Consider the following 14,659-nt stretch of genomic DNA (forward strand, 5'->3'; position numbering starts at 1 on the left):
GTGGCCGATATAGGCGCTTTGTAAAGCCAATGCCAGTCAGGCCGCTTCGTCTGACGAGTTTTCCGCCTGCTGGCCTTCATCCGTCTCTTCGTCGCCGGAATCCGCCCCAAGCAAGCCTTCCAGCGCCTCTTCCACCGGATCGAGCAGTCCGGCTGCGCGCAATTCATCGATACCCGGCAGGTCGCGGCGCGAAGCCAATCCGAAATGGGCGAGAAATTCCTGAGTCGTCGCATAGATCACCGGGCGACCCGGCACTTCGCGACGCCCCGCGACTCGCACCCATCCTGCTTCCAGCAGCACGTCGAGCGTACCCTTGGCCGTCTGGACGCCACGGATCGATTCGATTTCCGCGCGGCTGACGGGTTCGTGGTAGGCAACTATCGCCAGCACTTCCGTCGCCGCCCGGGAAAGGCGGCGAACCTGCTCCCGTTCCCTGCGCAACAGATGGGCCAGATCGGGGGCTGTCTGGAAATACCAACGCCTGCCCCGTTCCACCAGTTGCACACCGCGCCCCTCATAATGGCTCGTCAACTCGCGCAAAGCCGCCCGCACGTCGGCACCGCCAAGGTGAGTGGAAAGAGCCTCCACGCTCATCGGTTCTTCCGCCGCGAACAAGGTCGCTTCGACCGCTCGCAGCAAGTCGTCCGGTTCCTCACTCATGAGGCGATCCGGCGCAAACGCAGTGGCCCGAAGGTTTCCTCCTGCGCAATTTCCGCCCGCCCTGTCCGTGCCAGTTCCAGTGCCGCGAGAAAACTGGAGGCAAGCGCCGATTTGCGCAGGCGTGGATCGTGATGCACCGGCAAAAATTCCTCCAGCTGCATCCAGTTCAGCGTAAGGCCCAGCATCGACTGAACCCGCTGGATCGCGGTCTCCAGCGTCATAACCGGGCGCTCTCGCACCATATGGACGACAGGGGTGTTGCGGGCCTGGACCTGTCCGTATGCCTGAACAAGATCGAACCACTCGCACTGCCAGGCATTCTTGCGGTCGACCCGGAGCCCTTCAGGCGCGCCGCGCACAAATACGTCTCGTCCCAGCCGGTCGCGCGCCAGCAATCGGGCCGCCGCCTCGCGCATCGCCGACAATCTCTGCAACCGCAATTGCAGGCGGAGGGCCAATTCTTCCGGGCTTGGATCTTCCTGCTCTTCCCGCGGGAGCAGCATTGCGGACTTGAGATAGGCCAGCCACGCCGCCATCACCAGATAATCGGCGGCCAGTTCCAGCCGGAGCGCCTCGGCCTGCTCGATATAGGCCAGGTACTGGTCCACCAGCGCCAGGATCGAGATGGTCTTGAGATCGACCTTTTGCCGTCGCGCCAGATCGAGCAACAGGTCAAGCGGTCCTTCCCAGCCATCCAGTTCCAGATAGAGCGCCTTTTCCTCAGCCTGGGTGGAGGCAGGAGCGAGCCAGTCGTCAGTCTGGTCAGGCGACCCGAACAGGACGCCCTCATCATTCATGCCACGGCCTCGATCTGCGAGAGCAGGCTATCGCGCCGGGCAATCAGTTCTTCCTGCACGCCCGCAGTTCCATCATCGCCCACAGCAATCAGTGCGCGCTGCAACCGCATGGCGGTTTTCTCACCCATCGAGGGCAAACGTTCGGCAATCCCGACCATGTCTTCCATCTTTGCCCAGCAGTTGAGCGCAATGTCGCAACCGGCCGCAATGGCGCGTTCCGCCCGTTCCGGCACAGTGCCGGAAAGCGCCTGCATGTCGAGATCGTCGGTCAGCAACAGCCCGGCAAATCCAATCCGCTTGCGGATCACCTCCTCCACCACGAAGGGGGATAGCGTGGCCGGGTTTTCCGCATCCCAGGCGGTGTAGCGAACATGGGCCGACATACCCACGGGCGAATCCGACAACGCCTGAAATGGTTGCAAGTCGATGGCCAGCTCTTCCTCGCTGGCATCGACAGTGGGTAATTGCTTGTGACTGTCGGCCAGTGCCCGGCCATGGCCCGGCATATGCTTTATGCACCCCACCACCCCTGCGCGGGCAAGACCGGCGAGGATCGCCCGCCCCAACGCGGCCACGCGCAAAGGCTCCGCCCCGAGCGCCCTGTCACCGATAACGTCATGCGCACCTGTCTGGCGAACATCCAGCAGGGGATGACAATCGACAGTGATCCCTACCCGGGCCAGATCGATAGCAAGCGCTTCGGCATTGGCGCGTGCCGCTTCGATCGCGCTCGCAGGCGCAACATCGTACAAGCGATCGAACACTTCGCCGGGCGGGAAGGCCATCCATTCTGGCGGCTTCATCCGTGCAACGCGACCGCCTTCCTGATCGATGCAGATGAATACACGATCACGGCCGTGCAATTCGCGGAGAGAATCCGTCAGCGCCCGCAACTGGATGCGGTTTTCCACGTTGCGGCCGAAAAGGATGTAACCGGCCGGATCGCACTCACGGAAAAACGCCCGCTCGTCAGCGGTCAATATGGGGCCGGCCATCCCGAAAATCGCGGGTATCATGATAGGGAAAGTCGCAGCAAAGCCTCATCGAAGCAAGTTCAAGCCTTGCCTCGCATGTGGATTACATCCCGCCCGCTATCACGGCCTGGCGATCATTGCTTGACCTGGCAGGCCGTGCCCGCAGCCTTGAGCTTGGCGCACAGGCTCTCCGCCGAAGCGACATCCGGCGCGACTGCCTGCAAACGATAGACAGTGCCGATATCCGCCTTCCCCTGAACGATGCGATGCTTGTAACCCTTGAGCACTTCGTTGGAAGCATACAGCGTGTTCCAGCCCGTCTGGGCGCTGGCCTTGGTGGAATATGCTCCAACCTGCACACCGACACCACTCGTTGCCGGCTCTGCTGCCTCGCTGTCCCCCGCCTTGGCCTCACCCGCGTCGGGATCGGCAGGCTTCGGCACTTCCTGCGTCGCCAGCTTGCCTTCGGTGACTTCCCCTTCGCCAACCTTGAAGCTGGTGTCGCCCGTACCGGCGAATTCCTTGCCGCCCGGATCGTCCGGCCTGGATTTGTATGGCTTGTCCGGCGCTTCGATGGTGCCGCCATCTGCAACCATGTCGGGATCGGGGCCACGATTGGCCAGCCACCAGATCAGGCCGACGATCAGTGCCAGAATGGTAAATCCGATCAACGCGAAACCGACTATCCGCCCGGTATCGACGCCTTCCTCTTCATCATCTTCACCTGATTCGAGCCATGGCAGGCGCTCATCCTCATCATTGAGGGCAAGTTGCGCGGCAGTGTCCGGCCCGGCTTCCATGCCGTCCGGGCGACCGTCATCTTCGCCATTACGGTCGAATTCGCCGAACCCGCTCATACCTACAACTCCTCAACAGCCTCCACGCCCAGAAGCGCAAGACCGTTTTTCAACACTTGTCCAACCTGGATGGCAAGAAAAAGCCGCGCACCAGTCAAGGCCGGATCTTCCGGCAAGACGAAGCGCATCTCCGGCCGATCATTGCCAAGATTCCAGTATGCATGGAAGGCGGCAGCCAGATCGTGCAGGAAAAACGCGATACGATGGGGTTCGCGGGCGGTCGCAGCCGCTTCCACTGTGCGAGGGAATTGAGCCGCAAGCTTAATCAGTTCAAGTTCTTCCGCACCAAGCCGCTCGATGTTTTCGGATGAAGGCCCCAACGATTGTTCGGCTGCCTTGCGCAGGGTCGACGCGATCCTGGCGTGGGCATACTGGACATAGAATACGGGGTTGTCCTTGCTCGCTTCCACCACCTTGGCAAAATCGAAATCCATCTGCGCTTCAGGCTTGCGGGTCAGCATGGTGAACCGCACCACATCCTTGCCCACTTCGCGTACGACGTCAGCCAGAGTCACGAACGTACCCGCCCGCTTGGACATCTTCACCGGTTCGCCGTCACGCAGCAACTGAACCATCTGAACCAGCTTGACCTCGAACGGCAGCGCGCGCCCCGCGCCTTCAGTCAACGCAGCAACGGCAGCCTTGATACGCTTGACCGTCCCCGCGTGATCTGCACCCCAGATATCCACCAGGGCATCGGCGTTTTCCGCCTTCTGGAAGTGATAGGCCAGGTCGGCGCCGAAATAAGTCCAGTTGCCATCGCTCTTCTTGATCGGGCGATCCTGATCGTCCCCGAACTTGGTCGAACGGAACAGCGGCAGCTCTACAGGCTCCCAATCCTCCGGCGTCTTGCCCTTCGGCGCTTCCAGCATTCCATCGTAAACGAGATCATGCGCCCGCAACCATGCCTCGGCTTCAGCCGGTTTTCCGGCAGCCTGCAGAGCCGCTTCGGACGAGAACACGTTATGTTCGATCCCCAGCAGCTTCAGGTCCGCCCGAATCATGTCCATCATGTCGGACACTGCTTCCTTGCGGAACAGTGCCAGCCATTCAGCCTCCGGCGCGTCGAGAAACTTGCTGCCATAGTGCGTGGCCAGCCGATGTCCGACCGGGGCAAGATAGGCACCCGGATAGAGCCCTTCCGGAATAGCGCCAATCTCTTCACCCAGGGCCTCGCGATACCGCAGATGTACTGAGCGGGCGAGCACATCGACCTGTCCGCCAGCATCGTTGATGTAGTATTCACGAACAACCTTGTGCCCTGCATATTCGAGCAGTGCAGCCAGCGCGTCACCGACTACGGCGCCCCGGCAATGCCCCATATGCATCGGCCCGGTCGGGTTGGCCGAGACATATTCGACATTCACCGTGGTCCCTCCCCCCATGGTGGAACGGCCATATTCGGCACCCAAGGCAGCGATGCCTGTCATTTCAGCACGCCATGCATCATCGGAGATGCGCATGTTAATAAAGCCAGGCCCTGCGATCTCGGCACTGGTCACTTCAGGCAGTTCGCCCAGCTTCGCCACCAGCAGTTCGGCCAGTGCCCGCGGATTGGTTCGGGCCGGCTTTGCCAGCACCATCGCGGCATTGGTGGCCAGATCGCCATGGCTGGGATCGCGCGGCGGTTCCACAGCGACATTACCACGCGGCAGACCAGCAGGCAGCGCGCCATCGCGTTCGAGGGCGTCAAGCGCATCGGATACATGGGCCGCGAAGGCGGCATGAAGAGTAGTGATATCGGACATGGCCCGCGCGGTTAGCGGGTTTATGCGCCCGGGGGAAGGTATCCCTTACCGCGTGACGTTGTAGGCCAGTTGATCCTTGGTCAGTTGGAAACCGACCAACAACTCGAAGCTGGCGCGGGCAACTGCCGCCTTCACGTCGGGTTCTGTCAGCGGATCGACAGCAGCATCGGCTTCACCAGACTTGCGCCTGCGAGTGATTCGCTCGCGGATATCGTCGGGCAAAGTTGCTTCCGCCCGATTGATGTAGGCCCCGGCCTGACCGGTCGTCTGCGTACGTTCCTGTCCCGGCGCAAAATTCAGAGTAACCGTGCCGATGCGTTTGGAAACGATGGCACTGTCGCCGCGCACGACTGTGGAGAAGTACGGCAGAGTGACCGTTGCCGGGCCCTGCGTGTTGTAACGCCGGGCAACGACATCGAACGTGGCGACCGAATAGATGTCCGACCCCGAATCGTCACAGGCCACACGTACGTTGGTAATCGCCGCCGTAACTGCGAGCGCACTGGCGGTCCGCTCCTGCGAATTGAACAAGGTGATGTCGCCAGTGTAGTCGGGCACGCCCACTGCGGGGCAGACTGTCCGCAAAGCGGTGATGCCCACGCCTTCTTCCACGACGATGTCACCCTTCGACCTGCAGCCGGCCAAGGCAACGGTAGCGCAAAGTCCAAGGGCAAGCAGGCGAAAGCGAGCAGTCATTGTCGTTCCTCGTCAAAAGGTCGGCAGCAGCCCTACGGCCTGAGCAACGAAAGCGCAACGGGTCTGGTCCTGTCGCCGGGAAAGTTCGCATACCCTTCCACCGCCGCGCCCCAGGCGCTAGAGGCATGCGCATGAATGCACCCTTGCCTCGCGAAACCGCAATCGGCGGTCAACGGCCGCTGACGGTCCTCGTGGCCGCGCCGCGCGGCTTTTGCGCCGGCGTGGACCGCGCGATCGAGATAGTGGAGCGCGCGCTCGAACGGTTCGGTCCACCGGTCTATGTCCGGCACGAAATCGTCCACAACCGGTTCGTGGTCGACGGACTGAAAGCAAAAGGTGCGGTTTTCGTGGAGGAACTGGACATGGTGCCGGATGGCGTGCCGGTCGTGTTCAGCGCCCATGGCGTCCCCAAATCCGTCCCCGCCGCAGCCGAAGAGCGGGGGCTTTCCTACCTCGACGCGACTTGCCCGCTGGTCAGCAAGGTCCATCGCCAGGCCGAGCGACAGGTCCAGGCAGGGCGCCATATCGTATTCATCGGCCACCGCGGGCACCCCGAAGTGATCGGCACTTTCGGTCAGGTTCCAGACGGGGCGATGACATTGGTCGAAAGGCTGGAAGATGTCGCCACGCTTGAATTCGCGGACAACACTCCGCTGGCGTTTCTGACACAAACCACACTTTCGGTCGACGATACTGCCGCAATTGTCGCGGCATTGAAGCAGCGTTTCCCCGATATCGTCGGTCCCAAGGCAGAAGATATCTGCTACGCGACATCCAATCGCCAGGCTGCGGTCAAGGCGATTGCCCCCGATTGCGATCTCGTGCTGGTGATTGGCGCGCCCAATTCGTCGAATTCGGTGCGTCTGGTCGAAGTGGCCGAACGCAGCGGCACACCCGCGCAACTTATCGGACGGGCCAGCGACATTGCCCCTGAATGGCTGGAAGATGTCGATACCGTGGGCGTGACAGCCGGGGCCTCTGCCCCCGAAACGCTCGTCCGCGAAGTGGTCGAACGGCTGGCTTCGTGGCGGCAAGTGGAAGAACACACCCATGTGGCAGCCGAGGAACGCATGATCTTCAAACTTCCCCGGCAACTGGCGGAGTAGGCGGCAGATGGCAGTTTACACCCATCTCGGCGCAGAAGAACTCGCCGCCTTGATCCGCGAATACGATGTCGGGGCGCTCGTCTCGGCCAAGGGGATTGCCGAAGGCGTCTCCAATTCCAACTGGCTGGTGGAAACGACCGGGGCGGACGGAACCGGTGCGCGTTTCATCCTGACGATGTACGAACGGCGGATTGAGCTGACGGAACTGCCGTTCTTTCTGGGCCTGCTGGATCATCTGGCGGAAAAAGGGTGCCCAGTCCCCCGCACGATCCACGACCGCGCGGGGCAGGCATACCGGATGCTGGGCGAAAAGGCAGTGGCCCTGATCGAATTTCTGCCGGGCATATCCGTCGATCACCCGGAACCAGCGCAGGCTTGCTCGGTTGGTGCCGCACTGGCCGGCATCCACCTCGCCTCTTCTGACTTCACGGGCGAACGTGCCAACGGGCTTGGGCCCGACGGCTGGCGCGAACTGGCTGACGATTGCAGTGAAGCGGGACTAACTCAGATCGATCCCACCCTTCCGGACCTCGTAACGGAGGAACTGGGGTTCCTCATGACGAACTGGCCGCGAAACTTGCCGCAATCGGTCATCCATGCCGACCTGTTTCCGGACAATGTCCTGATGATGGGCGATAAGGTCGGTGGTCTGATAGATTTCTATTTCGCCTGCAACGACATCACCGCCTACGATCTTGCCGTGACTCATGCCGCATGGTGCTTTGACGCAGAGGGAACCTACCGGCCGACTATCGCAGAAGCACTGATCGAGGGCTATTGCTCTGTCCGGTCGCTCTCCGATGCAGAATATGTGGCGTTGCCGGTACTGGCCCGCGGGGCCTGTATGCGGTTTCTGATGACGCGCGCCTACGACTGGCTGCACACGCCCGCCGACGCCATGGTGACCCGCAAGGACCCAATGGATTTCGCCCGGCGGCTCCGTTTCTATGTTGAACGGGGGCAAGAAGCCTTCCCCTTGCCCGGCGCTTGAGGCAAGCCAACCCGATGAAACGCGTAGAAATCTTCACCGATGGTGCTTGCAAGGGCAATCCCGGCCCAGGCGGCTGGGGCGCGCTACTTCGCGCCGGCAGGCATGAGAAGGAAATGTCGGGCTCCGACCCGCATACGACCAACAACAGGATGGAATTGACCGCCGCGATCAAGGCGCTGGAAGCCCTGATCGAACCGTGCGAAGTGCTGCTTCACACTGACAGCAAGTACGTAATGGACGGCATCACCCGCTGGGTTCATGGCTGGAAACGCAATGGCTGGAAAACCGCCAGCAAGAAGCCAGTTCAGAATGCGGAACTGTGGCACGAGCTTATCGAGGCTGCGGCGAGGCACCAGATCGAATGGATCTGGGTCAAGGGCCACAATGGCCACCCCGAAAACGAACGGGCCGACCGTCTTGCCAGTGATGCCGCCGTAGCAGCCGGAAACAGCGCTACATAAGCTCGCTTCCGGCTACGCTTAGTATCGTTCAATCAGCTTTCATCGACGATTTCCGCAGTCGGGCCATTCTTCTTGATGGATTCAATAGCATTCCTCGCACTGGCCTTGGAACTATAGCCTTCCGTCCAGAAGATCGTTTCTGCGTTGTAGCAGAAATAAGCGACGAACTCGCCTTTCTTGTTCTTCCGGATCTCGAAACGGTGGGCCATCGTGCTGCTCCTTTCGGTTGGTGTCCGCTCGCAGATTAATGGCTGGTCCGCCATTGGCTAGGCAAAACGTGCAGGACTGTAGCGCAGAGGATCAAGTGCGGCTGTCATCGCATCAGGTGCGAGCCCAAGCAGCATCTGACCGGCCAGCCGCGCTGCCGCTGGAGCAGTCTGAATGCCGAAACCACCTTGCCCGGCAAACCAGAAAAACGCCCTGTCACGCGGATCGAAACCATAAACGGGCAAACGATCAGGCGCGAAGCTGCGCAACCCCGCCCATTTGTGATCCAGTTTCCTGACTCCCCAATCGACCGCGCCCTGCAACCGGTCGATCGCCAGCGCCACGTCGATCTCTTCAGGAGCGGTATCGCATGGCTCGCTCGGCGTCTCATCATGGGGGCTGAGCCACAGCCGTCCGCTTTCCGGTTTGAAATAGAAGGTCCCGCCGATGTCGAGCACGACCGGCATATCGTCGGCGGGGACAGGATTGGTGCGGATCTGAAGCATCGTTCGGCGGAAGGGTTGAATACCGAGGGGTCGCAAGCCGGCTATCTCCGCCACCCCGTCAGCCCAGGCCCCTGCCGCATTGACCAGCACACTTGCCTTCACTGCTGAGCCGTCCGCCAATGCAAGCTGCCAGCCGCCAGCGGTCCGTTCGACGGCGGTCAGTGCTCTATTGCAGCGAACCTCGACATTTGCGCGGCGGGCGCAATTGAGGAAATGCGCGTGGACCGCCGCAACATCTATGTCCTTGCTGTCAGGCTCATAGACGGCTTCGACCCATTCCGGCCGCAATCCGGCAACGCACCCCTCCATCCGGGCACGATCCCATCGTTCCAGCCGAATGCCCGAACCGACAAATTCCGCCATGAACCCGTCCAGTTCCCTGCGCTGCTCTGCCCGGCCAATCGTGAGACCGCCACGAGCGCGCAAAAAGCCATGCTGATCGAGCCAGGGCCCCGACGCGGAGGTGAGAGGCTGGACCAGGGGGCCACCATAACTCTCCACCCAGAATGCAGCCGAACGCCCGGTCGCATGATAACCCGGTGTCGCTTCGCTCTCGATCACCAGAACCCGGGCATGAGGAGCAAGCTCCGCCGCAAGGCTCGCACCCGCCATCCCTGCCCCGACAATGACTATATCGGCGCTTTCGCTCACCCGTCATCCCCTGTTCCGGGTGCCACGCGATCGAGAAATCCGTCGATGGCGGTCAATGCACGATCCCGAACCGGATCGGCCTCTCGCAGGATTTCGTGGCGAGCCTCCTTGCCGAAGCACAGCATTTCGCATTCGGGCAAGCGGGCACAAGTTCGTCTGATGGCACTTGGGCTGACCAGCCGATCCGCAGAGGTCGCAAGAACGAACACCGGGGTCGTGATACTTTCAAGCAGGCCCGGCCGCTCCAGCGCGCGCATCGAAGCATAGGCCCGCTCAATCCAGCCCCAGCTCCCCGGCCCCATGACCAGCTCTGGCCGGTGCTCGCGCCACCATAATTCATCGGCATAGCGATCCCGGTCATGAGTCAGAAGATCGCTGCGATCGGCCGGTACTTCACCCGGCTTCTCGCTCCACTTCCACGCCGGGCGGTGCGGATCGCCAATACGGGTCATCAGCATGGCGATGCCATGCAACAACGGAATTGGCAGGAGCCCTGTCGTAAAGCCCAGCATCGGAGCGGAAAGCAGCAGCGCCACCGGATCGACCCTTTTTTCCGCAAGCGCCCGCAAGGCGATATGCCCCCCCATCGAGTGGGCGGCAAGGACATGCGGCCCCGGCGTTTCGCGTTTCCAGGTGCTCCAGAAGGCCGAAAGATCATCGACCCATAGAGAGAAGTCCGGAATATGGCCGGTAACCTCATCCGTTCCCAGGCGCCCTGAACCGGCCTGCCCTCGCCAATCGAGAGCTGTTACCCTCCAGCCTTTCCGCGCCCAGTAATCAAGCGTCTCAAGATATTTCTCGTAGGCATCGCCTCTGCCCGGCAGGAACAGGATCGAACCGCGCGCAGCGCCGCCGGGGCCGGGCCAGTCGATCCGGCGAATCGCAAACCCATCCGATGCGTTCCAGCGCCCCTCGACGGCATCAGCCGGAATGGCCCTGCGATCGAAGGCTATCTCATGACCGGGACTATATTGGCTAATACCGGCCTCCTGCCCTTGGTTACTTTTTGGTAAGTCATGCCCGTTACCACGTCCCCTGGGATCAAGCCGGGGGGCTTTCAATGCAAGATGGATTTTTCCACGATTTTCTGCTGCTCGCTTTGGCGGTCCTGCTGCTGGTCGCAGCATGTACCGATATTCGCCGCCGCCAGATCGATAACTGGCTCAACATAGCCATCGTCGCGGGTGCGCCGGTTTTCTGGTGGGCCAGCGGGCTCGACCTGTGGCCCGGTGTCGCGATCCAGATCGGCATGGCGACCGGCGTGTTTCTGGTGCTTGCGGTTCTGTTTGCAATCGGCGCCATGGGCGGCGGCGACGTCAAGCTGCTCGCGGCCCTGGCCCTGTGGCTAGAACCCGACTGGTTTCTTCGCATGCTGCTCATCATGGCTCTGGTCGGCGGCATGCTGACCATCGTGATGGCCGGCTGGCACGTCATCCGCCGTCAACGCGGCAAACTGGCGATACCTTATGGTGTCGCGATTGCAGCGGCAGGGATCTCGATCCTCGGCATCCAATATCTTTCCGACAATCCCATTCGTTCGAGCCTTTTGGGGTGAACCCGATGTTAACCATTAACGCGGTATTGCGGAACGATGATCTTCCGGCACTCGCCGGGAACAATGAGGGGGCTTAAAGCGCCATGGATAGGAAAAAGCTGGTTCTGCTGCTGGGGGCACTGATCATCGCGATCGGCACCGCCCTCGCCGCCCGGAGCATGCTGACAGGTGCATCCGCACCGCAGGCCAACGCCGTACCGCAGGCGCCGAAAGGCCCCAAGGTACTGGTCGCGCAACGCGCGCTTCCGGTTGGAACCATTATCACGGCAGATGCAATCGGGTTCCAGCAATGGCCGAGCGAAATGGTCGAGAACGCCTATTTCGTCGATGGCGAAACCGACATGAACAAGCTGCTGGGCACAGTGGTCCGCCATGCGATTACCGCAGGTGAACCCGTGACTCAGGGCGCTCTGGTCAGCCCGGGCGACCGCGGTTTCCTTGCCGCGGCACTTGGCCCGGGCATGCGCGCCGTGACTGTCCCGGTATCCGCCAAGACGGGCGTGGCCGGCTTTGTTTTCCCCGGCGACCGTGTCGATCTGGTCCTCACCCAGACGGTAAAGGGCGACGAAGAAGGCCCGTTGCGTGCTTCGGAAACCTTCCTCAGCAATGTCCGTGTCCTGGCCACAGACCAGTCGACCGACAGCGAGGTGGTGGATGGCAAGACCGTGGTCCGCGCCTTCCGCACCGTCACGCTCGAAGTAACTCCCAAGATTGCCGAGAAGATTGCAGTCGCACAGACCATCGGCACTATCAGCCTGTCACTGCGTTCGCTTGCCGATAATCAGGGTGAGCTTGAACGCGCAATTGCCAGCGGCGCAGTCGATGTGCCCGACGGGGTGAGCAAAAGCGAAGAAGAGAAGATCCTGCGCACGGCCATGGGCCGCCCTCAGGACAAGTCTTCCAGTTACGTCACTGGTGGGGATGTCTCCCGTTTCCAGCGCCGCTCGATGCCCTCATCCGGCAGCCGGTCCGGTCCGATGCCTGGCGGTGGCGCACCTGCGGCAACGGCTTTCGCCCAGATGGGCCCGGTGGTCCGCGTGACCCGCGGCAAGACTACCGAAGCCGTTCCGGTCGGGGGGAAGTGACATGACCGCACATCACGCCAAGACCATGCTTGATCCGCGCGCTGCGCAAACGAAGGGCAAGATGATGAAACGCCGCCTGACCGCCGCTATCATGAGCGCAGCCTGCGCCGTGGTGCCGATGGGCACACTGACCGTCGATGCCGCTCTGGCTCAGTCCGTTGCCCGGCCTTCCAACGATGTCGATCTCTCGATCGGCCGGGGCAAGCTGATCACTGTACCAGGTGCAATGGCCGACATTTTCGTGGCCAACGACTCAATTGCCGACGTGCAGGTAAAGTCGCAACGCCAGCTCTATGTCTTCGGCAAGGCGGGCGGAGAAACGACAGTCTATGCCAGCAACTCTACCGGCGCGATTATCTGGTCGGCCAATATCCGCGTCGGCTCCAACCTCGATAGCATCGACCAGATGCTCTCGCTGGCAATGCCCGAAGCGAAAATCGGCGTCTCGACCATGAGCAACAGCACCGTGCTGCTGACCGGGACCGTCGCGGCACCGGAAGATGCCGCCGAAGCCGAACGGCTGGTCAAGGCTTTCGTCGGCGAAGGCTCGACCGTCATCAGCCGCCTCAAAATGGCGACGCCGTTGCAAGTCAATCTGCGGGTCCGCTTTGCGGAAGTCAGCCGCTCGCTCGTTCGTTCGCTCGGCACCAACCTGATGTCACGCGACAATAGCGGCGGTTTCCTGTTCGGTGTGTCACGCGGCCGGGATTTCGCAACGATCGGCAATCTCGACACGAGCAGCCTGCCGATGCTCGACGCCTCGTCGCTCTATAATCTTCCGGCAGGCACACTCAGCCTGCCGTTTGATCCCGCCAGCGGCAAGTTCATCACTGGCGGCACGCAGTACACCTTCAAGGCACCGACCGACGGCACGACCGCGCTCAACTTCGCGGGCAAGCTGCTGGGCATGGATGTGGCCAGCGCACTCGACCTCGGGGAACAGATGGGCCTCGTGACGACGCTTTCGCAGCCGAACCTCACGGCTCTCTCGGGCGAAACCGCCGACTTTCTGGCAGGTGGTGAATTCCCCATTCCAATGAGTCAGGGCCTCGGCACGACCAGCGTGGAATACAAGAAATACGGCGTCAGCCTCTCTTATACGCCGACCGTTCTCGCCAATGGCCGCATCTCGATCCGCGTCCGCCCCGAAGTGTCCGAACTCTCGACACAAGGTGCAGTGACGCTGAACGGCTATCAGGTGCCGGCTCTCACCGTCCGTCGGGCGGAAACGACTGTCGAACTCGGCTCGGGCCAGAGTTTCATGATCGCCGGCCTGTTGAGCAACAATGCCCAGAACGCGATCGACAAGGCACCGGGCATCGGTGATCTGCCGATCCTTGGCACCCTGTTCCGGTCGACCGAGTTCCGCAAGGGTCAGACTGAGCTGGTGATCGTGGTCACACCGTTCCTGGTCAACCCGGTCGACGACAAGGACATCAAGCTGCCAACCGACGGGTTCCATGCCCCCACCGCTTTCGAGCAGTTCATGGGCAACATGGAAGCAAAGGGGCGCAGCAACGAAACCCGCCCCATGCCCACGGCAGATCCCGAGGTTCCGACCGATCCTCAGCTCGGCTCTTCGGACAATGCGCTCACTGCGCCGTCGGCCAGGGCGGACAAGAAAGACAAATCGCGCAGCAAATCGCGTAAGAGCGACAGCAAGGCCAAAGAGGCTGCGGCTCCCGGCTTCAGCATTAATTGAGAAAGGTGACTATGATGCGCAATCGCATGACAAAACCGGTGGCCGCCGCCATCCTCCTTTCTCTGGGGATGACCATGGCAGGGTGCTCCAGCGCCAGCTATGAAAAGCGCGGACTTGACAGCCTGCATCAGCCGGTCGTCAAACGGACCAACTACACTATCGACCTCGTGACGGGGGCCGGTGGCCTGTCGCTGCCCGAACAGCGCCGACTGGCCGGATGGTTCGAAGCGATGGATCTGCGCTACGGCGACCGGGTTGCACTCGACGATCCTCTCGAGAGCCCCGTCACCCGCAATGTGGTGAGCCAGATTGCAGGGCGCTACGGCATTCTGCTGGCCGAAGGTACGCCGGTCACTCCTGGCTATGTCGATCCCGGCAATGCCCGCGTGGTCATCACCCGTTCCACTGCCAGCGTGCCGAACTGCCCGGACTGGTCCGATACTTTCGCGTCCAATCTCGGCAACGAGACCCGGTCGAATTTCGGCTGCGCCGTGAACAGCAATCTTGCCGCCATGGTGGCCGATCCCGAACATCTCATTCGCGGCGCACGTGGCTCTGGCGAGACAGTGGTCATGTCGTCGAACAAGGCGATCGACAGTTATCGCACTCAGGCGCCTACCGGCATGAAGGGCCTGACAACGAACGCAACGGGGGGGAACTGAG

The 14,659-nt window shown here is 61.7% G+C and carries 16 protein-coding genes; 7 read left to right on the forward strand and 9 right to left on the reverse strand.

The window, feature by feature from the left end:
- Nucleotides 1–36: 36 nt before the first annotated feature.
- From scpB to MB02_RS00660, 6 genes are all read right to left on the reverse strand, one after another.
- Complete coding sequence (gene scpB, locus MB02_RS00635) at nucleotides 37–660, reverse strand: SMC-Scp complex subunit ScpB (protein WP_067531270.1); 624 nt, start codon at nucleotides 658–660, stop codon at nucleotides 37–39.
- The gene (locus MB02_RS00640; protein ID WP_067531272.1) at nucleotides 657–1,457 is read right to left on the reverse strand and encodes a segregation and condensation protein A; all 801 of its coding nucleotides are present in this window, start codon (nucleotides 1,455–1,457) and stop codon (nucleotides 657–659) included. Before MB02_RS00640 ends, scpB begins: the two co-directional genes overlap by 4 nt.
- A complete protein-coding gene (gene nagZ, locus MB02_RS00645; RefSeq protein WP_067531274.1) occupies nucleotides 1,454–2,473 on the reverse strand; it encodes a beta-N-acetylhexosaminidase in 1,020 nt (339 codons plus the stop codon). Before nagZ ends, MB02_RS00640 begins: the two co-directional genes overlap by 4 nt.
- A gap of 92 nt (nucleotides 2,474–2,565) precedes the next feature.
- The gene (locus MB02_RS00650; RefSeq protein ID WP_067531276.1) at nucleotides 2,566–3,288 is read right to left on the reverse strand and encodes an SPOR domain-containing protein; all 723 of its coding nucleotides are present in this window, start codon (nucleotides 3,286–3,288) and stop codon (nucleotides 2,566–2,568) included.
- A gap of 2 nt (nucleotides 3,289–3,290) precedes the next feature.
- Complete coding sequence (argS, locus tag MB02_RS00655; protein ID WP_067531278.1) at nucleotides 3,291–5,036, reverse strand: arginine--tRNA ligase; 1,746 nt, start codon at nucleotides 5,034–5,036, stop codon at nucleotides 3,291–3,293.
- A gap of 45 nt (nucleotides 5,037–5,081) precedes the next feature.
- The gene (locus tag MB02_RS00660; protein ID WP_067531280.1) at nucleotides 5,082–5,732 is read right to left on the reverse strand and encodes a hypothetical protein; all 651 of its coding nucleotides are present in this window, start codon (nucleotides 5,730–5,732) and stop codon (nucleotides 5,082–5,084) included.
- Nucleotides 5,733–5,863: 131 nt separating this feature from the next.
- On the opposite strand from MB02_RS00660, the gene ispH reads away from it, so the two are divergent.
- The 3 genes from ispH to rnhA are packed head-to-tail and all read left to right on the forward strand — an operon-like array spanning nucleotide 5,864 to nucleotide 8,290.
- The gene (gene ispH / locus MB02_RS00665; protein ID WP_067532145.1) at nucleotides 5,864–6,838 is read left to right on the forward strand and encodes a 4-hydroxy-3-methylbut-2-enyl diphosphate reductase; all 975 of its coding nucleotides are present in this window, start codon (nucleotides 5,864–5,866) and stop codon (nucleotides 6,836–6,838) included.
- 7 nt (nucleotides 6,839–6,845) lie between these two features.
- On the forward strand, nucleotides 6,846–7,829 hold the full coding sequence (gene thrB / locus MB02_RS00670) for a homoserine kinase (protein WP_067531282.1): 984 nt from the start codon (nucleotides 6,846–6,848) through the stop codon (nucleotides 7,827–7,829).
- Nucleotides 7,830–7,843: 14 nt separating this feature from the next.
- Entirely contained in the window at nucleotides 7,844–8,290 is a 447-nt protein-coding gene (gene rnhA / locus MB02_RS00675) for a ribonuclease HI (protein WP_067531284.1), read from the forward strand.
- A gap of 32 nt (nucleotides 8,291–8,322) precedes the next feature.
- Here the strand turns inward: rnhA and MB02_RS00680 are convergent, their stop codons facing one another.
- From MB02_RS00680 to MB02_RS00690, 3 genes are read right to left on the reverse strand one after another with little or no spacing between them, the layout of a single operon-like run.
- Nucleotides 8,323–8,499, reverse strand: coding sequence for a YegP family protein (locus MB02_RS00680; RefSeq protein ID WP_067531286.1), 177 nt, complete (start codon nucleotides 8,497–8,499; stop codon nucleotides 8,323–8,325).
- Nucleotides 8,500–8,556: 57 nt separating this feature from the next.
- Nucleotides 8,557–9,654, reverse strand: a complete 1,098-nt coding sequence (locus MB02_RS00685; protein WP_082825879.1) for an NAD(P)/FAD-dependent oxidoreductase — start codon at nucleotides 9,652–9,654, stop codon at nucleotides 8,557–8,559.
- Nucleotides 9,651–10,634, reverse strand: a complete 984-nt coding sequence (locus MB02_RS00690) for an alpha/beta fold hydrolase (RefSeq protein ID WP_067532157.1) — start codon at nucleotides 10,632–10,634, stop codon at nucleotides 9,651–9,653. Before MB02_RS00690 ends, MB02_RS00685 begins: the two co-directional genes overlap by 4 nt.
- An 80-nt stretch (nucleotides 10,635–10,714) precedes the next feature.
- On the opposite strand from MB02_RS00690, the gene MB02_RS00695 reads away from it, so the two are divergent.
- The 4 genes from MB02_RS00695 to MB02_RS00710 all read left to right on the forward strand — a co-directional run bounded on the left by MB02_RS00695 (nucleotide 10,715) and on the right by MB02_RS00710 (nucleotide 14,658).
- Nucleotides 10,715–11,209, forward strand: coding sequence for an A24 family peptidase (locus tag MB02_RS00695; protein WP_067531288.1), 495 nt, complete (start codon nucleotides 10,715–10,717; stop codon nucleotides 11,207–11,209).
- A gap of 83 nt (nucleotides 11,210–11,292) precedes the next feature.
- The gene (gene cpaB, locus MB02_RS00700) at nucleotides 11,293–12,294 is read left to right on the forward strand and encodes a Flp pilus assembly protein CpaB (RefSeq protein ID WP_067531290.1); all 1,002 of its coding nucleotides are present in this window, start codon (nucleotides 11,293–11,295) and stop codon (nucleotides 12,292–12,294) included.
- Between the two features lies 1 nt (nucleotide 12,295).
- On the forward strand, nucleotides 12,296–13,996 hold the full coding sequence (locus MB02_RS00705) for a type II and III secretion system protein family protein (protein WP_235829372.1): 1,701 nt from the start codon (nucleotides 12,296–12,298) through the stop codon (nucleotides 13,994–13,996).
- A 26-nt stretch (nucleotides 13,997–14,022) separates the two neighbouring features.
- The gene (locus tag MB02_RS00710; protein ID WP_235829373.1) at nucleotides 14,023–14,658 is read left to right on the forward strand and encodes a CpaD family pilus assembly protein; all 636 of its coding nucleotides are present in this window, start codon (nucleotides 14,023–14,025) and stop codon (nucleotides 14,656–14,658) included.
- Nucleotide 14,659: the final 1 nt, after the last annotated feature.

The organism is Croceicoccus estronivorus (assembly GCF_001625325.1).
GTDB lineage: Bacteria > Pseudomonadota > Alphaproteobacteria > Sphingomonadales > Sphingomonadaceae > Caenibius > Caenibius estronivorus.